Annotated in this window: 31 protein-coding genes; 25 read left to right on the top strand and 6 right to left on the bottom strand. The window is 38.6% G+C overall.

Annotation, left to right across the window (positions count from 1 at the left end):
• The first annotated feature begins 2 nt into the window (after positions 1–2).
• The 25 genes from NSR00_RS17780 (at position 3) to NSR00_RS17660 (ending at position 19782) form a co-directional block, all read left to right on the top strand.
• Complete coding sequence (locus NSR00_RS17780; protein ID WP_340790103.1) at positions 3–1508, top strand: phage portal protein; 1506 nt, start codon at positions 3–5, stop codon at positions 1506–1508.
• On the top strand, positions 1492–1758 hold the full coding sequence (locus NSR00_RS17775; protein WP_340790102.1) for a hypothetical protein: 267 nt from the start codon (positions 1492–1494) through the stop codon (positions 1756–1758). Before NSR00_RS17780 ends, NSR00_RS17775 begins: the two co-directional genes overlap by 17 nt.
• A complete protein-coding gene (locus NSR00_RS17770) occupies positions 1758–2861 on the top strand; it encodes a phage minor capsid protein (protein WP_340790101.1) in 1104 nt (367 codons plus the stop codon). Before NSR00_RS17775 ends, NSR00_RS17770 begins: the two co-directional genes overlap by 1 nt.
• Positions 2858–3007: a hypothetical protein gene (locus tag NSR00_RS17765; RefSeq protein WP_340790100.1), complete on the top strand. Its 150-nt coding sequence runs from the start codon at positions 2858–2860 to the stop codon at positions 3005–3007. The genes NSR00_RS17770 and NSR00_RS17765 overlap by 4 nt, the downstream gene beginning before the upstream one ends.
• A gap of 141 nt (positions 3008–3148) precedes the next feature.
• Positions 3149–3787: a hypothetical protein gene (locus NSR00_RS17760; RefSeq protein WP_340790099.1), complete on the top strand. Its 639-nt coding sequence runs from the start codon at positions 3149–3151 to the stop codon at positions 3785–3787.
• Between the two features lie 18 nt (positions 3788–3805).
• Positions 3806–4786: a major capsid protein gene (locus NSR00_RS17755; RefSeq protein WP_340790096.1), complete on the top strand. Its 981-nt coding sequence runs from the start codon at positions 3806–3808 to the stop codon at positions 4784–4786.
• Positions 4787–4798: 12 nt separating this feature from the next.
• The gene (locus NSR00_RS17750; protein WP_340790094.1) at positions 4799–4972 is read left to right on the top strand and encodes a hypothetical protein; all 174 of its coding nucleotides are present in this window, start codon (positions 4799–4801) and stop codon (positions 4970–4972) included.
• Positions 4973–4986: 14 nt separating this feature from the next.
• Positions 4987–5367 carry a hypothetical protein gene (locus NSR00_RS17745; RefSeq protein ID WP_340790093.1) on the top strand — a complete coding sequence of 127 codons (381 nt, stop codon included), beginning with the start codon at positions 4987–4989 and terminating at the stop codon, positions 5365–5367.
• Positions 5360–5716, top strand: coding sequence for a putative minor capsid protein (locus tag NSR00_RS17740; RefSeq protein WP_340790091.1), 357 nt, complete (start codon positions 5360–5362; stop codon positions 5714–5716). Before NSR00_RS17745 ends, NSR00_RS17740 begins: the two co-directional genes overlap by 8 nt.
• Positions 5717–6070 (top strand): minor capsid protein, encoded by a 354-nt coding sequence (locus NSR00_RS17735; RefSeq protein WP_340790089.1) that lies wholly within the window; start codon positions 5717–5719, stop codon positions 6068–6070.
• A gap of 114 nt (positions 6071–6184) precedes the next feature.
• The gene (locus tag NSR00_RS17730) at positions 6185–6817 is read left to right on the top strand and encodes a hypothetical protein (protein WP_340790086.1); all 633 of its coding nucleotides are present in this window, start codon (positions 6185–6187) and stop codon (positions 6815–6817) included.
• A 36-nt stretch (positions 6818–6853) separates the two neighbouring features.
• A complete protein-coding gene (locus NSR00_RS17725; RefSeq protein ID WP_340790085.1) occupies positions 6854–7240 on the top strand; it encodes a minor capsid protein in 387 nt (128 codons plus the stop codon).
• A 15-nt stretch (positions 7241–7255) separates the two neighbouring features.
• Entirely contained in the window at positions 7256–7705 is a 450-nt protein-coding gene (locus tag NSR00_RS17720) for a phage tail tube protein (RefSeq protein ID WP_340790084.1), read from the top strand.
• Positions 7706–7770: 65 nt separating this feature from the next.
• A complete protein-coding gene (locus tag NSR00_RS17715; RefSeq protein WP_340790082.1) occupies positions 7771–8154 on the top strand; it encodes a hypothetical protein in 384 nt (127 codons plus the stop codon).
• Positions 8151–8810, top strand: a complete 660-nt coding sequence (locus tag NSR00_RS17710) for a Gp15 family bacteriophage protein (protein WP_340790081.1) — start codon at positions 8151–8153, stop codon at positions 8808–8810. Before NSR00_RS17715 ends, NSR00_RS17710 begins: the two co-directional genes overlap by 4 nt.
• A gap of 5 nt (positions 8811–8815) precedes the next feature.
• On the top strand, positions 8816–11830 hold the full coding sequence (locus NSR00_RS17705; RefSeq protein ID WP_340790080.1) for a hypothetical protein: 3015 nt from the start codon (positions 8816–8818) through the stop codon (positions 11828–11830).
• A 19-nt stretch (positions 11831–11849) separates the two neighbouring features.
• A complete protein-coding gene (locus NSR00_RS17700; RefSeq protein ID WP_340790079.1) occupies positions 11850–12395 on the top strand; it encodes a phage tail domain-containing protein in 546 nt (181 codons plus the stop codon).
• Positions 12395–13105, top strand: a complete 711-nt coding sequence (locus NSR00_RS17695) for a hypothetical protein (protein ID WP_340790077.1) — start codon at positions 12395–12397, stop codon at positions 13103–13105. The genes NSR00_RS17700 and NSR00_RS17695 overlap by 1 nt, the downstream gene beginning before the upstream one ends.
• Entirely contained in the window at positions 13102–13488 is a 387-nt protein-coding gene (locus NSR00_RS17690; protein ID WP_340790074.1) for a hypothetical protein, read from the top strand. The genes NSR00_RS17695 and NSR00_RS17690 overlap by 4 nt, the downstream gene beginning before the upstream one ends.
• Positions 13489–13502: 14 nt before the next feature.
• Positions 13503–15884 (top strand): glycosyl hydrolase family 28-related protein, encoded by a 2382-nt coding sequence (locus tag NSR00_RS17685; RefSeq protein WP_340790072.1) that lies wholly within the window; start codon positions 13503–13505, stop codon positions 15882–15884.
• Between the two features lie 132 nt (positions 15885–16016).
• Complete coding sequence (locus NSR00_RS17680; RefSeq protein ID WP_340790070.1) at positions 16017–18020, top strand: phage tail protein; 2004 nt, start codon at positions 16017–16019, stop codon at positions 18018–18020.
• Positions 18021–18142: 122 nt separating this feature from the next.
• On the top strand, positions 18143–18361 hold the full coding sequence (locus NSR00_RS17675) for a hypothetical protein (RefSeq protein ID WP_340790068.1): 219 nt from the start codon (positions 18143–18145) through the stop codon (positions 18359–18361).
• A gap of 35 nt (positions 18362–18396) precedes the next feature.
• Positions 18397–18618, top strand: a complete 222-nt coding sequence (locus NSR00_RS17670) for a hemolysin XhlA family protein (RefSeq protein WP_340790067.1) — start codon at positions 18397–18399, stop codon at positions 18616–18618.
• A 19-nt stretch (positions 18619–18637) separates the two neighbouring features.
• Positions 18638–19567, top strand: coding sequence for an N-acetylmuramoyl-L-alanine amidase (locus NSR00_RS17665; RefSeq protein ID WP_340790066.1), 930 nt, complete (start codon positions 18638–18640; stop codon positions 19565–19567).
• A gap of 14 nt (positions 19568–19581) precedes the next feature.
• Entirely contained in the window at positions 19582–19782 is a 201-nt protein-coding gene (locus NSR00_RS17660; protein WP_340790065.1) for a holin, read from the top strand.
• A gap of 17 nt (positions 19783–19799) precedes the next feature.
• Here NSR00_RS17660 and NSR00_RS17655 read toward each other — a convergent pair whose 3' ends face one another.
• From NSR00_RS17655 to NSR00_RS17630, 6 genes are all read right to left on the bottom strand, one after another.
• Complete coding sequence (locus NSR00_RS17655; protein ID WP_340790063.1) at positions 19800–20162, bottom strand: hypothetical protein; 363 nt, start codon at positions 20160–20162, stop codon at positions 19800–19802.
• Positions 20163–20182: 20 nt separating this feature from the next.
• Positions 20183–20707 (bottom strand): hypothetical protein, encoded by a 525-nt coding sequence (locus tag NSR00_RS17650; protein WP_340790061.1) that lies wholly within the window; start codon positions 20705–20707, stop codon positions 20183–20185.
• Between the two features lie 76 nt (positions 20708–20783).
• Entirely contained in the window at positions 20784–21035 is a 252-nt protein-coding gene (locus NSR00_RS17645) for a hypothetical protein (protein ID WP_340790059.1), read from the bottom strand.
• 49 nt (positions 21036–21084) lie between these two features.
• The gene (locus NSR00_RS17640; RefSeq protein WP_340790058.1) at positions 21085–21258 is read right to left on the bottom strand and encodes a hypothetical protein; all 174 of its coding nucleotides are present in this window, start codon (positions 21256–21258) and stop codon (positions 21085–21087) included.
• 73 nt (positions 21259–21331) lie between these two features.
• Positions 21332–21541, bottom strand: coding sequence for a hypothetical protein (locus NSR00_RS17635; protein WP_340790056.1), 210 nt, complete (start codon positions 21539–21541; stop codon positions 21332–21334).
• The gene (locus NSR00_RS17630) at positions 21528–22013 is read right to left on the bottom strand and encodes an AP2 domain-containing protein (protein ID WP_340790054.1); all 486 of its coding nucleotides are present in this window, start codon (positions 22011–22013) and stop codon (positions 21528–21530) included. The genes NSR00_RS17635 and NSR00_RS17630 overlap by 14 nt, the downstream gene beginning before the upstream one ends.
• Between the last annotated feature and the right edge of the window lie 183 nt (positions 22014–22196).

Genomic DNA, 22196 nt, shown 5'->3' with positions numbered 1-22196 from the left:
TCATGTTTAACAGCCTCATTATGAAGGCAAGGAGGTGGCTATATAGGGTGGGGATCTTGAAAGGTATACAGAATTTGAATCAGCTGAAAGATGTCAACATCAGCGAAGAAATGTACCAACAAATAGACGTTTGGAAAGCCCTCTATAAGGGCTATTACGAGCCTTTTCATAAACTAAGATATAAAACCATTGACGGTTGGAAAACTCGCAAAATGGACACGCTGCAAATGGCGAAAATCGTATCTTCTGAAATGGCAGGGCTTGTGTTCAATGAAAAGTGTGAAATATCCATTAGCGACCAAAGTCTTTCTGATTTCATTGACGGAGTTTTCAAAGATAACAAGTTTTATAAAGAATTTCAGGACTATATCGAGTATATGTTTGCTTATGGCGGCGCTGTTATCAAGCCGTATGTAAAAGACGGAAAAGTCATGCTGTCATTCGTGACGGCAGATTGTTTTATCCCGATCAGCTGGCATAATGACACGATTACAGAGGGAATATTTGTTGCAGAGTATGTAAAAGGAGACAAAACATACACTCATTTGGAATGGCATTTATGGGAAGGCAGCACATATTTAATCCGTAATGAGTTGTACGAATCAAACGGCTCTGAATTAGGTGTAAAAGTTCCACTCTCCACACTTTTTGAGAATCTAGCTGAAGAAGTTCGAATCGATGGATTGAAAAAGTCTATATTCACCTATATTAAACCGAACACAGCGAATAATATCGACACTCAAAGCCCGTTGGGTATCAGTATTTATGCCAATGCGCTAGACACGATGAAAGCACTAGATACTGCATTCGACAGCTTCAATCGTGAATTTAGACTTGGGAAAAAGCGAATCATTGTTCCTGCTCATATGGTGAAAACGATTGTTGATCCAAAAAGCGGGAACATGGTTCGATATTTTGACCCTACTGACGAAACGTACGAGGCTTTTAATAGCGGAAATATGGACAAGGACGAAATTAAGGATATTTCCGTTGAATTGCGAGTGGAAGAGCACATTTCAGCTATAAATGCATTGCTCAATCTATTTGCTATGCAGACGGGGTTCAGTGCGGGAACGTTCTCATTTGATGGTAAGTCGGTCAAAACAGCCACAGAAGTTGTTTCAGAGAATAGCAAAACCTTCAAGTCTAAGAAATCTCACGAGATCATAATTGAAGAAGGAATCAAAGAGGTTATTGATTCTGTTGTTGCAGTTGCTCAATTGTATGGTCTATACAACGGACCAAATGAATATGAGGTATCTGTGGCTTTTGATGACAGTATTGTTGAAGATCAAGGAGCCGAAATAAACAAACAAATTCAGCTTGTTTCCAATGGATTAACAAGCAAGAAACGTGCGATCATGAAAATTCACAAAATGACAGAAGAAGAAGCAGAACAACTTTTGCAGGAAATCCGGGAAGAACAGCAGACTGCAACAGCCGAAGCGATTGATTTTTTCGGGATGAATAATAATCAAGGGGATGATAGAAATGCCAAAATATCGTAAAAAACCTGTTGTCATTGAAGCTATTCAATTTAAAGATGATACAGAAACAATCGAAAAAATTTGTGGGATGAAAGGTGTTAGAGAGGTAAGAGTGGATTACTCACAATCTCCACCTATCTTAAAAATACCTACCTTAGAAGGTGTTATGACAGCAAATGTAGGTGATTACATCATTCGTGGTGTAAAAGATGAATTATATCCATGTAAGCCTGATATTTTTGAAAAGACCTATGAAAAGGTTGAAGAATAATGGATCCACTCAAACAGCAACAGCTAGCGACGCCTACTGTTGAAGTTTATCTTGCAATTGAAGAACAGATTTTAATGAATATTGCCAAACGATTGAAAAAGAATCAATCTTTGTTAACGGAAGATGACATAATGGCATGGCAGACAGCGCAATTAAGCATGTTAGGCAGCCTTACACAAGAAAATATCATTACGATTGCCAAACATTCTGGAATGGCTATTGATGAAGTATCAAAAGCACTCGAAAAAGCAGGATACACGGCAGCAGGGCAATTTGAAGGAACATTGCAAGAAGCTGTTCAAATGGGGTTACTCATTCAGCCTCCATCTATTGAGGCAAGCGTGGCATTAGGGAGTATTCTTTTAGCCTATCAGAATCAGGCGAAAGATGTTTTTAACATGGTAAATACAACCATGCTTCAGCAATCACAACATGTCTATTTAGACATTGTTAACCAAACGGTAGGCAAGGTATTAGCAGGTGTTCAAACCCCATTTCAGGCCATGTCAGATGCAGCTAAACAATGGGCAAATAAAGGTATTCCTGCATTGGTCGACAAAGCAGGAAGGCAATGGAGTACCGAAGCCTATATGAACATGGTCATTCGCTCTACCGTTTCGAATGTCGCAAATGAAATGCAAATGACGCGGTTTCAAGAATATGGTGTGGACTTGGTGGAAGTATCCAGTCATGCTGATTCTCGCCCATCTCATGTACCGTATCAAGGGAGAATTTATTCTATAAGCGGTAGACATCCGAAATATCCTCCACTTAGCGAAACGGGATATGGAACAATCGAGGGAATCGGCGGGATCAACTGTCGGCATGTTCTTTATCCATTTATTGAAGGTATAAGCAAACAAAGATATTTCCCTTATGATGTTGAGAAAAGCAGAAAAGCTTATGAGCAAAGTCAAAAGCAACGCTATCTTGAAAGGCAGATCCGGAAGGCTAAGCGAGAACTAGCAATGATGGAAACTCTGGGCGATAAGGAAGGTATTGAAAAAGCCAAGAAAAAGGTTAGAGATCGTCAAGCTATTATGAGGGAATTTATTAGTACTACAGGACGGACAAGAAGAAGGGAAAGGGAGCAAATTCTATGATTGTTTCTAAAAAAGAATTCGAAGAACTAAAAAAGAAAGTTGAAGAGCAAGAGCAGATTATAAACAACATGATCAATCATCTAGTAAAGCTGCAGCAAGAAGTGAATGAATTGAAAAAGCCGAAAGAACCTCAATATTTTGGGTAGGTTCTTAGCTAGAAAAGAAGCAGAATTAAGATATCGGAAGTCCTCATAATTTTATGAGGGCTTTTTTATATGTTTGTCGGTTTACCCGTAGTCGACGCAATAAATAAAACGGGAGAATACATCCGTAATGGAGGGTTTTATATGATTAAAAATAGATTTTTACCATTAGATTTACAATTTTTCGCCGAAGAAGGCGGACAAACCGGTGACCAGCAACCGGAACAACAACCTGCTGGGGGAGAACAAACGCAACAACAAGAACAACAACCGGAAAAAACTTTCACTCAAGAAGATATCAACAACATCGTCGCTAAAGAAGCGAAAAAGGCACAAGAAAAGCTTTTAAAACAGCTTGGCATTGATGACTTCAAGAACGCAAAAGAAGGCCTTCAAAAATTCCGAGAGTGGCAAGAAAGTCAAAAAACCGAAGCTGAAAAGCAAGCCGAACGATTGCAAGCTTTGGAGCAGGAAAAGGGTACTCTTGCCGAAGAAAACGCAACGCTGAAAGCTCAACTATCAGCACTAAAAGCCGGCGTAAATGCTGAATCGGTTGAGGATGTTGTTGTATTGGCGAAAAATCTTGTCAATGATGATGTTGATATGGATGCAGCTATTCAAAAAGTGCTTGAGAAATATCCGCACTTTAAAGGTCAGCAAGAACAGCAACAAGAACAAAAGCCGTCCTTTACCACAGGACAGCATCAAAAACAATCTGGTAATCATGAACCTTCTTCATTAAGAGAAGCGTTAGCACAAAAATTTTCACAAAAACAAATTTAATTAGGAGGATGATTTTTCATGCCGATTACATTAGCACAAGCAAAAGTAGGAATGGCCGATAAAATTGACCAAATGGTGGTTGATGAATTCCGTCGTGCTTCATTTCTTTTGGATCAATTAACTTTCGATAATGCTGTTTCTCCAGGAACTGGCGGAAGCACTTTAACATATGGATACACTCGTTTAAAAACTCCTTCTACTGCTGGATTCCGTAACATCAATGAAGAATACGCAGCAAACGAAGCAGATCGAGAAAATATCTTTGTGAATCTCAAAATTTTTGGTGGAGCATTTGAAATTGACCGTGTTATTCAAGACACTTCCGGTCAAATTGACGAAATGAACTTCCAATTGCAGCAAAAAATTATCGGTGCTTCTAACTTGTTCCACTACACGGTTATTAATGGGGATTCAGCTGTTGATAGCAAAGCTTTTGACGGATTAGACAAGGCATTGACAGGGTCAAGCACAGAGTTAAATACAGACGCTGTTATTGACTTATCCACTGAATCTGCATTGGAAACAAATAAATTTGCTTTTCTAGACCAATTAGATAATTTCCTTGCTGAATTGGATGGACGCCCTACTATGTTAATGGGAAATAGCAAACTGATTACGAAAATCAAATCTATCGCTCGCCGTGCTGGGTATAAAACTAGCTCAGAGGATGCATTTGGACGTAAAATTGATGGATATGACGGTATTCCATTGGTAGACTTAGGATATTTCTACAATGGTACTACTACTGTTCCGGTTGTGCCGATTGAAACTCGGACAGTAGGAACTGAACAAACTGGTTTAACTGACTTATACGCTGTTTCTCTCGGTTTGGATGGATTCCACGGTGTTTCTCCGACAGGTAATAGTGTTATTCGCACATATCTTCCTGATTTCAACGCACCAGGAGCTGTGAAAAAAGGGGAAGTCGAAATGGTTGCTGCGGTGGCATTAAAAGCTACTAGAAAAGCTGGAGTTCTCCGGAACATTAAAGTAGCGTAAGGGGTGGTTATTTTGGCTATAATTAAGTCTCCAAATAAAGATTACACCGGTATTAGCGCCGGTGTTCCTTTTGTAAAAGGGGAAGCTAAAACAGATGATAAATGGATTATTCAATGGTTTAAAAATAAGGGTTATGAAGTCATTGAAGATGAAAAGAAGAAATCAACTAAAGCACCTTCAAAATAGGGGGTGCTGTTCTTTTGGCTTATATTGATAAAGACTTTTATGACAATGTTTACAAAGGAACACCGATTGATAATTCTGCCGAATTTGAACGCTTGGCCGAAAGAGCATCTGACATGATCGATCAAATTACTCAATATGTTTTAAAAAATATTGAGATTGATAGATTAGCACAAGTGCTGCAAGATATGGTGAAAAAAGCGACTGCTGCACAGACGGAATATTTGTTTCAAAATGGAGAATCGATCATTCATGATAACGGCGATTTAAACAATGTCTCTGTCGGCAATTTCAGCTATTCTACCGGTAACGGCGGAAATAATCGGATTAGCCCGGCTGTATATGATTATCTCAAATACAGCGGTTTACTTTATACCGGGGTGCATACTCATGGCTAATGTGCGTCCAATCCCGAAATCCGTATTGATTCATGAATGCATATACGAGGAATTTGTGAAAGGTGATGGATTCGAAACGGAGGATGGATTCAAACCACCCGTCACGTTATCAAACGTTCTTATACAACCTTCCAATACGTCAAATCCTAACATTACAAGAAATGCTAACGGTGAAATACTTGTATTTAACTCCGTTTTATTTTTTGATGTAGTCAATTCATCTTCAAATGGACCGTTTGAATTCAAAGAAAAGTCAAAAGTGACGTTTGAAGGAAAAACAATGATAGTTGAAAAAGTCAGTCCGATTTATGCTTTCAAACTTCATCATTATGAGATTGGATTGATTTAAATGATTAAGTTGGATGTAAAAGTAAATATCAATCAAAATCAGTTGCAATCTGACATTGATAGGAGACTTGATAAGGCGCAATATGCCTTAGATAACCAAGTCTTAAAAGATAGCAATTATTTTATTCCAAAAGACACAGGAAATCTCGAAAAATCGAGTTTCCTTCACAGTCAAATTGGTGAGGGCTATCTTGCATGGGTGACGCCTTACGCCCGGCGTTTGTACTATGGAACAACGTTCAATTTTAGTAAAGATGTTAATCCAAATGCGTCATCCCTTTGGTTTGAACACGCAAAGGCTAGGTATGGATCTGAATGGGTTAAGATAGCCCAAAACGCTTATGATAACGGGTAAATTTTGATATAATATGTATATGGGCTAGGTTTGGATTAGCTACCCAAACCGAAAGGGAGTTTCCCGGCTCCCTGCCCTAAAATTATTCGGGAGCAACTACGGGAGGTTGTGAATATGGGAAGTAAAAGAATTGACATTACTGGTAAAAAGTTCGGGAGGCTTACTGTCATAGAATACACTTACACAAAAGGTAAAATAGCTTATTGGAGATGCCTTTGTGAATGTGGTAATGAAACAATTGTTATGGGCGCTAATTTAAGGCACGGAAAAACTAAAAGTTGTGGTTGTATTCATAAAAAAATAAGGTCAAATCTATCTTTTAAGCATGGCCAAGCTGATACAAGACTTTTCAAGATATGGTCAAACATGAAGGATAGATGTGAAAATCCTCATAATAAACGTTATGACAGATATGGCGGCAGAGGTATTAAAGTTTGCGATGAATGGCATGAGTTCAAAAATTTCTATGATTGGGCTATCAATAATGGATATAATGACCAATTAACCATAGAGCGTAAAGATATTAATAAGAACTATGAACCTGATAATTGCGAATGGATTCCGCAATCTAAACAAGCTAAAAACAGAAGTAGTAATATTAAAGTTACAATTGATGGTGAAACTAAAATATTAATGGATTGGTCAAGAAAAACAGGTATTAATTACGGAACTTTGAAAGGTAGATACAAAAGGGGAGACCGAGGTAAACGCCTAATTAGACCAGTTGAACGTACAAGAGCCAAATAAGGCTCTTTTTATTATGCCATAAAAAGGGGTGATGCCATGGACTTTCTTGCAAGAGTAAAAGATTACCTGACAACAAATGTCGAACTGAATGCGGCCATAACAACGCCAATTCTTAGCACGGATTCCAGTTCTATTGCTATCCGGCAGACACCTTCTGCTATGAATAGTCGGTATGTCGAAGGGAAAATAACAAATTTCAGCTTTCAGGTGCTTGTGAAAGACACAAGTCATGTGAAAGCATACAACACCATACAAGCCATTTTCATGGCGTTAGACGGACTGCCTAAAGGCTCCATCGTGAGCAATGACGGCAGTTTTTCTTTTATCAAATGTGAATGTACCACATTGCCAAATTTTGTCGAAAAAAACGACAAGAATGAATATATTTACAATGCAATTTTCAATGCGGAATTAGAAATATAAAGGAGTGATAATGAAATGGCTTTTGAATTGATGAATGCTCATAAGTTTGAAATTCAAACGGGAACAGACGCAACAACACAAGAGCCTATTTATTCTCTGATTGCAAAAGGAATCACAAATGTTGAACCTAACAATAATGAAGAACTTGATCAAACCAAATATCTTGATGGAGACGGATACGGCGAAACAGATGTGACAGCTGCACAGCTTGTTTTAACGTTTACTGGACATAGATATTATGGAGATCCTGCGCAAGATTACATTGTTGGAAAACTCTTAGAGTTAGGACCTACACGAAGAACCAACTTCCGTTGGACAGAACCGGATGGAGGAATATTTGAAGGACCTTGCACGATCGCTAATATTTCAGGTCCTAGTGGAGACGCTGGAACCAAGGGAGAGATAAGTTTCGAAATTCACTTCAATGGCCGGCCACAATACACTCCACCAACAACTGGGGCTTAATTTTAATGAGCCGTATTTCACGGCTCTTTTTTTGCCATTTAAAACAATTTTAGGAGGTTGATAGTATGCGTAAATTTGAATTTGACAAGTCGTATGAAGAAATAGAAGTCGGCGGTGAAGTGTACCGAGTTGATATGTCTGATGAAAAAATTAAACAATATCAAAAAACTTTTGCTGAATTTTATAAGGAAGCTCAACAAATAAGTGAAGCCGATTTTGAAAAAATGCCTATTGAAGAGCAAACCGATCTCCTTGAAAAACAAAAGAAAACTATGAAGAAATTGACAGAAACCCTACTAGGTGAAGGAACCTTTGAAAAACTTTATGAACAGGCCGGCAGATCAACAGCGAACTTTGTGAAATTCCTCATGTTTATTGGTGATATTTACGAAGAAAAAACCGATTCTTTGAAATCAGATGCCCGTAAAAAATATGTGAAGAAAAAATGAGTTTCCGGCTGACAGATACATTTGATGGCGATTTTTTGGAATATGAAGGGCACAAACTTCACTTAAATTTATGTTTCGATAATGTCTTGCGGGCATTTGAACTGTTTGAAGATGACATGTTCAATGGCTTTGAAAAAGTTGACATAGCGCTTGAAATATTCGTTGAAGAGTATGAGTTGATTGCAGACATCTCTATTGAAGAAAAAGCAGAAATGCTGATGTTTATTTTCAGGGAGTTTTTGGATTTAGAAGAAACCAAACCTGAAAGTGACAAAGAGGATGCGGAAAGTCAAGAGGTAACAGGAAAATCATTCGACTTTATACAAGACGCTGGAATCATCTATGCGTCTTTTTTGCATGTCTATCACATTGATCTATTCGAGCAACAAGGAAAATTGCATTGGAAAAAGTTTATTCAATTGCTGCAACACATTGACGACAAATCCAAATTTAAAGAAGTCGTAAACATCCGCAAAATGCCGTTGCCGAAAGCTGATAAATACAATTCTGAATATCGGAGAAACATCGCAAAATTGAAACAAATCTATGCTCTGGATAAACCGCAAACAGAAGAAGAAGCGGCTGAAAAGGTTAATAGACAACTTTCATCCATTGCCGATGCATTGAAACGTCAGAGCAAGCCGAAAGGCAGGTGAGATAAGTGCCAGCAGATGGTCGTATAGAAATAGATACACAGATCAATCGAAATAATGTTACGCGGGAATTAAGAGCTCTGCAAAGAGAACTAAACAATATGGCTAACGAAATGAAGTTAGCCAACATGAAGGCAATGCTCCCATTCCAAAAGAAACTCATAGAAACACAGAAAGATATGTTCTCTCTTGCTCAATCGATGGGCAACTATACGGGAACTACAAAGGAATTTATGAATCAAGTGAATCAGCTTGGGGCACAATACAAAAAAGCCTCTGACAATATGATCAACGCAAACAAAATGATCGCTGCCTCCATGATTCAGCAGGCTGGCTATATGATGAATATGTCCACGCAGGCGGAAAAGATAGCTCAGGGATACAATCGTATGGGTAATCCTTTGCGAACTGTAAATAACCTTTCTTTATCCATTGCAAGCGGATTAAATAAATTAGCCAACGCAGGTAACGCCTCGGTGTTAGCTTTAAAAGAGTTAGGACCTAATGCATCTATGAAGGCATTACGAGATGAACAAATGAAAATTATTGCAGGGCAAATGAGATTCCAACAAGTTGCTCTCGCTTCAATGGTAACTGGTGCTCTTGTCTATGGTTCCCTGCATAAAGCAGCTATGAAAGCAAATAAGGGTTATGCTGAGTCTTTTAAAACAATGATTGCTAACTTGAGAAAAGCTTTTGAGCCTATGGTCCAAGTATTCGCAGAGGTAATGACAAAAGTATATGACTTTGTAAATGCTATCGCTGTGATGATGATTAGGTTCAACGAAGCGCATCCTATTCTGGCGAAGGTTATTCAAGGAATTATGTTGTTAATTCCTGCTTTAACTTTGTTGCTTTCACCTTTGGCTGTAGGTGCCACGATGGTAAATTCTTTTTTAGCAGCTTGGGCAAGTCTTGCTCCAATGGTAATGCCACTCATAACTGGATTGGCGGCTATAAGCGGAACGGTTTTATTAGTTGCAGCAGCTATAGTTGGGCTGGTAGCTGGGATTAGGGCACTTTGGAAAAATAGCGAAGGTTTCAGAAATACTGTTTTAAGTGTCGTTGCAGCCTTACAGGCATTCGCTCAGTCTGTACTTAATTTTGGCAAATATTTGCTAGAAATTGTTAAAACAGGCAATGTCATGAATGCTTGGTTAGATTCTTTGCCAAAAGGATTGCAAAATATCGCCCAAATGGTTGGACAAGCAATTAGCACCATACGAGAACATTTTCTAAGCTTATTTGATGCAGTTATCGCCGCATTCCATGGAGACTTTTCTCAATTGCAGACCATTTTTGCGAGTATTATTCCGAGTTTAATAGGTTTGTTGGTTGGAGGAATCCCAGGGTTATTTATTGCAGCCAGTAGATTTATTCCAGCAATAAGAGACGGAATTTTAAGCGGAACAGGAACGCTGACTCAAACCATAAACAATGTTGTAAATACAATTGTCACATTTTTAACAACTCAACTGCCTGTTTTTATACAAAAAGGCATCGAGATTATCCAAAATATAATTTCGGGTATAATAACAGCTATCCCTCAAATTTCGAATGCAATTTTAACCATCTTAGGTTCAATAGTTCAAATCATCACTCAATTATTGCCTGTTTTGCTACAAGCAGGTATTCAAATAATTACTACCTTAATTCAAGGTATTATTCAAATGTTACCTATTGTCATGCAAACGGCATTGCAACTGATCAATTCTTTGATATTCACGATTTTGGGCAATCTGCCAATGATTTTGGGTGTCGGTGTTCAAATGGTTATGACGTTAATTCAAGGCATCGTTCAAATGCTACCAACGATCATTCAAATGTTTATGCAATTAGTCATGACCATCACACAAACCATTGTTACTTATTTACCAATACTGTTACAGACAGGCATCCAAATCATTATTGCGCTTATAAACGGAATTGTCCAAATGATGCCGACGTTCCTTAATATGTTCATTGATCTTATTATCATGATAGGAAATATGATAATCCGAAATTTACCGATTATTATCAATGCTGGGATACAAATTTTAACAGCTTTGATCGATGGGATTACACAAATTTTACCACAGCTTTTAACTTTAATTGTTAACTTAGTTATACAAGTAGCCAATATGGTAATTAAAAACTTACCATTAATTATAGATGCTGGTGTTAAGATTCTAACATCATTAATTGATGGCATTGTGAAAATGTTGCCGCAGTTAATTAATCTAGCAATAAATCTAATTATTAAAGTGGCTAATACTCTAATAAATAATTTACCTACAATTATTAATGCTGGAGTAAAGTTATTAATCGCTTTAGTAAATGGAATTATAAAATCTTTACCTCAACTAATAAGCGCAGCATTGCGACTAATTGTCGCTTTATCTGGTGCGATTATTAGAAATCTACCTACCATCATTAAAGCTGGGGTTCAATTGCTTCTTGCTTTAATAAAAGGAATTATTTCAATGGTCTGGCAACTTGGCTCTTCTGTTAAGAATGATATTATTCCTGAGATTGTAGATAATCTAAAAAATGTTGATTTGATTAAGGTAGGAAAAGATATAATCAAAGGTCTGATCAAGGGTATTGGTAGTATGGCTGGTGCTGTGAAAGATAAAATTATTGAGGTTGCCGGTAACATCAAAGACAGAATCATGGGCGCTTTAGGAATTCACTCTCCGTCAAGATGGATGCGCGATATGATTGGTAAAAATATGATGCTTGGATGGCAATTGGGGATAGAAGACGAAAAAACAAGCACGCTGAAAAAAGTAGAGGAAATGTTGTCGTGGATAATGCCGGATAAGCTTGTTGCAAACGTTTCTCCTTACGTGACTGCTCCGATAGCAGAAAGAGCCATCGTTGCTTCTGAACAAAGTTCAAAAACTAGTACTATCGATTATGAAAAATTAGGGCAAGCAATGTCGAAATATCTTAACTTTGATTTTTACCTTGATGGCGAGCGAATTACACAAAGCGTCAATACGCACAATGCTGTCAATGTTGCGATTAACAAAATGTCTTAGTTAGAAGGAGAGTGAGGGAATGACCATAATCATAAGGCAAAACGGAACTAGATACGATTTAAAAGAATTTGGCATACGTACTAAGGATTTTGTCGTATCCTCTCCTTCGCCAAGACATACAACTGAGGAAATAGACGGAAGACATGGCGTTGTAGATATGGGAACGACATATGACGTTAGAACAATAACTTGTTCTTTTCGTATGTCTGCTTATGATTTATCGGATTATCCATTAATGAGAGATGAGGTTTTCGCTTTATTTCAAAGCACAGAGGCATTTTATTTAATAGATTCACGGATACCGTTTAAGCGTTGGTTTGTTAAAGTAGCAAGTTCATTTGAACCGTCTCAGGCCTACACATTTGGTGATTTTACAGTTCAATTTGTGTCCTTTTTCCCGTTCGCTGAATCCATCGGCACAACACAAGACATTAAAGAAAACGGAATTAACGCAGATGACGAGTTGTGGGGGTTCGGTATGGGGTTGATCGAGGAAATGGGAGATGTCGAATATGTGCCTACAAGATGGTATCATGTCGGGTCTAAGAAATGGAGTGAGATCTAATGGCTTCTTATACACCGAATTATAACTTGTATTTACCAAACGAAAATGATGATATAGGAGTTGCTCAATCGCTAAGTGATAACTTTTCTAAGATAGATACACAAATAAAAAATAGGGTAAGTGAAATCGGAATCTTATCGAATTTGACAACAACATCAAAAAGTAATTTAGTCTCTGCAATTAATGAGCATGACAGCGAGATCGGCAATTTATCGTCACTTACAACATCGAATAAGTCAACGGTGGTAGCGGCAATTAATGAAATAAAAGGAAAAGCGGATGCAAACGAAACGAATATTGGAACGTTAGCAAATTTAACAACGACAAATAAAAACAGTTTAGTTGAAGCGGTTAACGAGGTTCAAGAGGAAGTTAATACAAATACAACGAACATTGGAACTCTATCTAGTCTAAATACAAGCGATAAAACGAGTATTGTTAACGCAATCAACGAAGTTAATTACAAATTACTAAGTATTGCGAAAGGAGTATTTACAACTTCTGGTGATGGATCGGCAACGACGGTAAATATCGCACATGGATTAGGTGTTGTACCATCGTTTTATCAAGTGCAAGAAGCAAGCGCAGACGCTGGAGCTGCCGATATTAGTTTCGTTACCGCCGGCGCTACAAATATTACAGTTACATTCAAAACGGCACTTCCGGCAGGGACAGATAATATAACGCTTGTTTGGAGAGCTGAATCATGACGACGTGGGCAGAATTTGCAAGGTTGAAACAAACAATGTACACAGTTTATGATAAAACTTCTTTTCGGATTTACAACGCTGGAAACGTGCCGATCCATCCATTCCAACAAGATTTAAAGATTACGATTAAACAAGTTTTAGGCTCGACTGGTTATTTTGAGTTACGTAATCTTACAAACGGAACAGTTTTCCGTGTAAATGAAGCTGTTTCAAGCGCGCAAACAATCGTTTTAGACGGTCCGAATATCACATCAAACGGTCTTAATTTTTTACGAAAAACGAATAAGGGATTTATCGAGCTGTCGCCTGGTTGGAATGATTTTCAAATTTATGGCGCTAGTAGAGCGACTATAGAATTTGACTTTAGATTTTACTATTTATAACCGGAGGGATGTCAATGGCACGAAGAGATATCGGAACTAGATGGGATCGAGAAAACCGCAACAATATAAACGAAAATTTCAAAGAATTGTATGATGTACAAGACAGAGCGTTAAGAAATTCAGAATACGCAGTGGCTACGGCTGGTCAAGCGGTAGAAACAGCAAATCAAGCGTTGCAAAATTCGGAAAGTACACAGACGCAACTTGATAATATTATCATAGAAAACGGTCAGTCTGACGCAGAAGTCGTACAGGCGAGAACAAAAGCAGATGGCACGACGTTTCCGGTTTTGCGGGATAGATTGAATGATGTCGACGATAAAATTGGAATTTTAAACAAAAAAACAGATAGTGTTATCAGCGTAAAAGAATTTGGAGCAAAAGGCGACGGGGTAACAGATGATACGGTTTCCATACAAAATGCCATTAATGAAGCAATTTCTAAGAATATGGCTTTGTTTTTTCCGAACGGAACTTATAAAGTAAGTGACCCAGATGGAGATAAGAGCGCATTACGAATAGTTAATGCTACTAATTTCTACATGTACTCAAATGGTGGTGCAACTATTTCTGTATCTAATACATTTTGGGGCGGTATGTTTGATTTTGTTAATTGTAATAACGTTACTGTTACAGGATTTATTTTTGAGGGTAACGGGGATGGTGCGGTTAACTCAAATGCCGGAAACGTAGCCCTTAGATTCACCAGAGAAACAAAAAATATCCATGTATCCAAAAATATGTTTAGAGGGTTCACAGATTCGGCTATGACTATTATTTCTCAATCACCTTATCCCGATGAATCAGGACTTTCAGTATCAGATACAACAAGAGCCAATGCTATTATTACGAACAATCATTTTATACGTTGTGAACATTGTTTGATTACAAAATATGGCGGTACTAGAAATACGGTTATCGCTAATAACATCGTTTATCAATGCGCTTTTGGTTTTAAAATTGATGGTGAATCATTTCAAAGTTACGTTCCTTATACTTGGAAAGATATGCCTACTCTATCTGGAAATACGATTATCACTGGAAATGTGTTTTCAGAGTTAGACCCAAAAGATGACACACAAATTTGGTCAGGATTAGGCGCGGTAGTGTTAGAGGAAAATGTTGAAAATGTTATTATTTCTAATAACATTATGTCTGATTTCAGAAATGTTAGTGGTGTTGCTATTTCAGGTGGGCAAGGTGATAGGATATTTCGTAATATCACTATTTCTAATAATAAAATGACTAATTTCAACACATCACAAGGTATAACCATAACAAGTGGCGCAGACAAAGATATAGAGGGCATAGTTATTGAGGGTAATACGTTTAGAAAATTTAATGCGGGTGTTATTAGAATCGAAGCAAAAAAAGGTATCAAAGGATTAGTTATTAAAAATAACGAATTTAGAGATATATGTCAAAACACTCCATTCATAGGGCAAGGATATTTTTATCCTACTGATATTGGAGTTTTTATTGTAAATAAAACCTCGCCAAACACTTATTATGCTAACGGTGTTTTGATTAAGGGGAATGAATTTAATTTCACTGACAGCACAACGTTTAACGAGTTATTCTTTTATTTTGTACTGGATGGATTTAAAGTAGCCAAACATGAAGATGTTGTTATTGAAGACAACCGATTTATTAGACCTTACACGACTACAGCTGGTACAGCGGGGATATCATTTTCAAACGTTGATAAAATATTAGTAAAAAATAACTATTTCGAAAGTGGAAGAACGTATTCAAAACATTGTAATATTCTTTATAAAGGGAATAAATTCTATGGACACCGATTGGCTTTAGGCGCAGGGCAAACTGCCCCTACCCCTGTTACCATCAAGGATTGTGAATTTATATCAAACGGTAATGGGTTAGATGAATGGGGAAAAATTGAAAATAATACAACATTAACAATCGAAAACATTACCCAGATTGGTATGTTTGCAACTGCTTATTCAGGTTCAACTATTGTAAACAATTTATTCGGAACATGGACACCTACGTTATCTAACGACGCGAACGATACGAACCACACATACAATAAACGGGTGGGATCGTGGACACGCAGAGGTAAAGAAGTAACGGTTCATTTCCGTATTGAATTGAGTGCATTATCAGCAGGAAGCGGGGGGTTCGTAAAAATAAAAAATCTTCCTTTTCCTGTTGTAAGTTTTAGTGAAACAGAAAGTATGTTTGTTGGTAATTGTGTAATAAGTAGTGTAAATATACCGGATACACAAAGACAAATTGTGCCTTATGTCGTTCCTGGTGCAAATGAAATACGTCTCGCTTTACAAGGGGACAATACTGCACTTTCTCTGTTAGACTACACTGCTATCACCAACATCTCTTCGTTTTGGGGTTCTGTAACATATTTAACTAATTAAAATGACGCTTTTAACTGAAAACTAGAAAAACTGTGCGATGTAAGTAATAATTTTGCGAATATGAACATCAATTGAACGGGAACCATTCGTTTATAAGAAGTCGCCCAACTCCGTTTCTTTGGAGGTGAATCTATGTACGTTATAGACTTGGAGGGAAACGAATACCCAGCGCAAGCAACGTCAACAAAAGAGTTAGAACTCAACGGCAACCAATCGCTTTCGGCAACGTTCATTTCAAACAAAGTAAACGATCTTTTTATCGACAATATCGACCGCATGTGGGAAATCATTGACCACGACGGAGTTACTCATAAAATCATATACGCAAAAAAGCAAGGAAAAGGGAATCGTCTGACAGTCGAAGTCAAGGCGATTCCTTTATTTTTCGACAAATTCGATACAATGCGTATTTATACGGAATACAACGAACATATGACGGCACGTGAGTTTTTCTCGCTTGTTTTCGCCAATACCGGCTTTGATTTCATTCTTGTCGATTCTTTTGAAGCTGTAGAATGGGAAGGGTTAGGTGGCGGAGAAACACGTTTATCAGCTTTTAAAAAAGGTCTTGAACGCTATAAATGCGAGTTTCGTATTGTCGGAAATACCGTCTATTTGGAATCACAAATCGGTCGCGACACGGGTTTTATGTACCGTCACCGCCTGAACGCTTCAAATATCGTTCAGGAAAACGACGCAAGCGAGTTTTACACCTATGCTAAAGGGTACGGCGACTATTCGGACGAGGATGGCTGGCAGGGGGCAAATTTGATTCGTGAGTACACGTCTCCACTTGCGCAAATTCCCGGAATCGGTATCCGTGAAGCACCGCCGATTATGGACGGACGAATAACGCAAGCCGAGACGATGGACGAACAACTTAAAACACTTGTTGACGAATCGTTGAAAATTAGCGTTTCAGCCGATATTCACGACTTAAGACGGCAAGGTTATGCGTTGGCGCAGCCGGAATTGGGTGATCGCGTTTTCTTAATTGATGAACGAATTGGTCTTGACACGGAAGTTCGTGTCGTTCAGATTTCGATCACAAAGGATTGGCAAGGCAACGTCATTGACTTAAAACTAACGTTCGGCACGCCGTCTATTACGAAACGTTATCAATCGAATATACAGACGGCTGTTGAACGTGTAAACGAAATAATGGAAGGTCGTACAAAGATACCGTTTTCCGTCCTCGATAATGCGGTCATTCAGGCGACGAAAGAGCTGCAAGGCGTAATGAGCGAATTGAAAGTGCCACCAAACGGCGGGCTTATGGCGGTGGATAAAAATGACCCGAACAAAATTGTCGTGTTTAACGCAGCCGGAATCGGTATTTCAGATGATGGTGGACAGACGTTCCGCACAGCAATGACTGGTTCTGGAATCGTTGCGGACGTAATCACCGCAGGAACATTGCGAGGAATTACGATAATATCGGATGACGGACAAGGAAATTCCGTAACGATTGAATCCGGGTCTTTGGTTAGCAAAATTAACAATCGAGACATGGTTAAAATTTATGATTATGAGATTTATTTTTATGACCCGGGAAATGCATCGCCGTCTCCCGACTACGGAGTAACCGCAACGTTAAGTTCGTCTTGGAAGATTGATAATCCTATTAAAAGAGGATTCGGTATTGTTGGATACAAGGATTACTTTTATATAGGACTTATGCAAAACGAAGTAACAGCTAACACTTTTTTTGAAATTGATTTTTCCGAATCTAGGACTTTTTTGAACACTGACGAAGCGTGGCTTCCTAGCCAATCATACCTAAAATATAAGAACGGATATTATTATAATGCGTTGGGAATCGGTATTGATTCTGATGTTATCAATAGAAGGGGTTCGTTGAACGGAAACGCTTTGTTGTTTGTTGATATTTGGGATTTTAATGTTGACCCGAATGTGCGGTATCAATCCGGGCGTTACAATATGAGTGGCGCTGAAAATATATTTGCAGTTTTTGTACAACCAATGGGAGGCAGTTCGGTTTTTTACAATGCAAGAGCATATAACATCTCTAGTACAGGTTTTGACGTGTATGTTGCGAAAAACGATGCTTCTGATACGCCGAGCGCAACGCAAATTCAACTACAACTTATTATTATTTACGAACCGAAAGCGTAGGGGGTGAATGACGTGAACGTAAAAGAGCAAAAACCTATTCCAATCTCCTTAGATGAAGAAAAACAACATAAACAAGCGGAAGCGCCAAAAAATTAAAATAATATTGAGAAAGAGGGGTAAGGATGGAAAAAACGAAGCATAACGCCGAATATATCATCTTTTCGTTTCAAAACCAATTGGCAGAAGCAAGTATGAAAATTGCGGAAAGGGATTCGAAAATTACTGAATTGTTTAGGGCGAATGAACAGATGAAGAAAGATTTGCAGGAAAGAGAAAAAGAAATTGCAGAACTAAAAAAGAAAATTGAAGAATTGGAAAAACAAGAGAAGCCTAAAAAATAGGGCTTTTTATTTTGCTTAGAAAGGATGGGCGAACGATGGAACAGCGCATACAAAAACTAGAAACGGATATGGTCGACGTTAAAACGAGATTAGCCGTCGCTGAATCGAATATAAAAGATATGCGCGAAGATATAACCGACATTAAAAACGACACAAAATGGATTCGGCGCACCATAACCGGTGCGATCATTACGGCGACTTGTACCGGAATAATAGGCGGTGCAATCGCCATTTTTTATACAGTTTTACAAAACTAAACGAAAAGGAGACGACAAAATGGCGATAAAAATTCGAAAAAACTTCGTTCCTTCCGATAAATACTCGATAAAATGTCCATACAAAATGAGCGCGGAGTATATCACTGTTCATAATACGGCAAATGACGCAAGCGCAGCGAACGAAGTTGCATATATGATTCGCAACAATAATCAAGTGTCGTACCATTTCGCAGTAGACGATAAAGAAGCGGTTCAAGCGATTCCACTTGATCGTAATGCATGGCATGCGGGAGACGGCGGAAACGGTACCGGCAATCGAAAATCAATCGGTATTGAAATATGTTATTCGAAATCGGGCGGTGATCGCTACAAAAAAGCGGAAGCTAACGCAATCAAACTAATTGCGCAACTATTGCGTGAACGTGGTTGGGGCGTTGATCGCGTTAAAAAGCATCAAGATTGGAGCGGTAAATATTGCCCACATCGAATCCTTGCAGAAGGACGTTGGCAGTCGTTTTTAAATGCTGTCAATGCGGAATTAAACGGTGAGAAGTATGTGGATATACCGAAACCGACGAAACACACGAAACCAACCGGCAACGCAACAATTAGCGAAATTCAAGCAACGTTAAACAAACGTTACGGCTTCGGTATTACAGTCGACGGTAAGTACGGTCCGCAAACGAAAAAAGCGCTCATCAAAGCGTTTCAAACGGAACTCAACCGCCAATTTCGCGCTGGTCTTGTCGTTGACGGTATTTACGGTCCGAAAACGGAAGCCGCAACCGTTACAGTCAGACGTGGGGCAAGCGGTAACATTACGTGGATTTTACAAGCTGCGTTGTATTGCAACGGACATGACCCGAAAGGAATTGACGGCAAATTTGGCAGCAACACAGAAAAAGCTGTCCGATCGTTTCAGCGCGCGAAAAAGATTACGGTTGACGGTGTTGCCGGCAAACAAACATTTGCAAAACTTTTCAAATAACGGAGGTTGATCGTATGAAAATTCCAGCACGTTTTAAAAACTACGGTTTATGGGTGGCGGTGGCTGCGCTAATCGGCATGATTTTGCAAGACGCAGGACTGCCGATCGCGCCCGAAAAATATGAGGCGTATGTTGACGCGGTGCTGACGATTTTGGTGCTCGCGGGAATCGTGAATAATCCGTCGAATGGTAGCGGATTTAAAGACGTGGAATGACGGAAAAAGCACGGTCATCAGACCGTGCTTTTCGATTTTCTTTTGCGGACTTCATTACCTATTGATATCTGAATACTACCTACGCCGCAGCAAAGGTCAAGACCAATAGATCCTTCCACTTCATACAGATTGAACGGCTCTATGCCGTACCAATCCGATTTCACTTGGAAGAATCCCCTAGCTATGAACGGTACGCTGTCCCATTCGTGTTCCCCGCCAACACTGGCCGGTGTTTCTTCCGCCAAATAAAAGCGGGTAATTATGTTTTCTCCTTGAAGTAGGTATTCTTTTAGAAGTTCAATACCTGCTTCTTTTCCTTCTTGAAAATTGTGCACCTCGAATTCGAGGTGCAATCGTGTAGCTGGACTATAATTGATCATTTTTATTCCTCCTTCTAATTTTAGTAAACTAATGTTCCCCACTCGCTCGTGATTTTTCCATCCTTTACCGCTGCGAATAAGTATTCATCAGCGGTGTTATTACGAATATAACCGGTCGATGATCCGGCTTGTAAGAATGCTGTATATGGCGGGTTTGCTGCATAATAAATATCAACAGTTGAACCTTCTACAAATGACGGCATTTCAAAATAGAAACCTACGTCATTCAAAGCTCTGACAACATCATGGATGACATCTTGACGCGCGTATACAGCAACATAGCGGCTTTCAACATATTCGTTTCCAGGAACAAAATGCTCCGCAATTCGAACGAAATCATGTACGGTTTGCGCTCCTGGTACAAATCTCTCAAGGGTACCATGTGCAACAGTATCATATGTTCCTGCAACGTATGGGAAACCGTCATTTTCCGGAATCCCTTCAAATGCTTTCCGGTATAGAGAACCGGCAAACGAAAACACTTTCACATTGTCACCGAACTTTTCAACAACAGCATTTAGATCAGAAATTTTCCACCTTTTCATTTTTTAATTCCTCCTTAATTTATTTGATTAATCCTTCCATCGCACCGCCAACCTAAGTTGGCAATGCTAGCAAGGATTAATCTTGTGGTCTCCCCAGCTCTTCCCAAAGCTGGAGAACACCCTCATAATCATCCTCTTCAGCCGGGAAGTTTGCTGGGTTTCGGTCAATTTCGCTGTCTGCATCTGGATTGTACCAGATGTAGTCAGCCTTCTTATTTTTAAAGTCGATGGTGACTAAGCATACATCACCATCTTTGACTTTTTCGAGGCGATCAGCGTCCGCCTCGAAGTATTTTTTTGCGTCAACCGTAAATTGAATTTCTCTCATTTTTAATTCCTCCTTTTTATTTGCGGAGGGGGGATAACCCCTCCTAAATTTAGTAAACTAACCTAAATTCGTTATAATCGATGTCGTCCCATCCCTGCTCCTCAATAAATTCTTGTTCATTAAATCCGATAATCTCAAGTGCTTCATCGACTGTCAATGAGCGGTTTGTCAAGATTTCCCCTACCAAAACATCTTCATACATGATTTTTACTTTAGTTTCCATTTTTTAAATTCCTCCTTGTTTTTTGTTCCTCATCAACCTTACATCTTAATTATACAATTATATAATTATATGGTCAACTATTTTTTATAAAACTTTTTAGTCTTTCTAAATCTTCTTTCCAAAACAACTGTACTTTCCCTTTTCCAGTACCATACTCTTTGCAAGGAGTAATACGACCTTCTCTGATGTGATGCTGGAAAGCTACATTGGATAGACCAACATATCTTTCAGCTTCCCTCCTGGTCATGATTTGATCCAAAAATTCTTCTTTAGTCATTTTCATCTTGCTTGTCCTCCAGAATTGGATTGAAATATTTTTCCTCGGCTGCTTTTCTAGCTTTTATAGCATCATCTTTGTTATCAAAATAGCCTAAAGTAATCTGTTTACCCTTAAACCCGATGTATGCCCGCCATTTTTGACGGGTCTTCATCCATGCTACACCTTTATGCCCGCTTTTGTTATTTTTATAGGTTTTAGTTTTTAGTGCGGTTACCCGAGTACCGTCTACTTGATCGTGTTTAATATGCTGGTCTCTACCGGTATCCCTTTTTATATCGTGCTTGCACCCGCAACTTTTGTAATGCCCGTGAATCAAACTATAGCCTTGCAAATAAACAGTATTTCCACAACTACATTTGCACTCCCACAAAAGGGTATTATTTTGGCCGCGTTTCTCACTTAATTTAACGACAGATAAATCACCAAACCGTTTACCAGTTAAATCAATACGTCTCGAGTCAACTCGTTTTACCATGTTTCACCTCAAATGCATACGGATCTCTTGGTTAATTTCATTTCCATTACCTCCCCTTGTTTGTACTTTAATTATATAATTATAAAATTGTATAGTCAACACCTTTTTTAAAATTTTTTGCATGAAAAAATCCCCTCATTTGAGGGGAGTTGAAAATTGCATGCCCATTATTCTAACAGTACT

Origin of the sequence: Aeribacillus sp. FSL K6-8394, assembly GCF_038008865.1 — a bacterium.
Taxonomy (GTDB): domain Bacteria; phylum Bacillota; class Bacilli; order Bacillales; family Aeribacillaceae; genus Aeribacillus; species Aeribacillus composti.
This window is presented reverse-complemented; position numbering and strand designations above follow the sequence as displayed.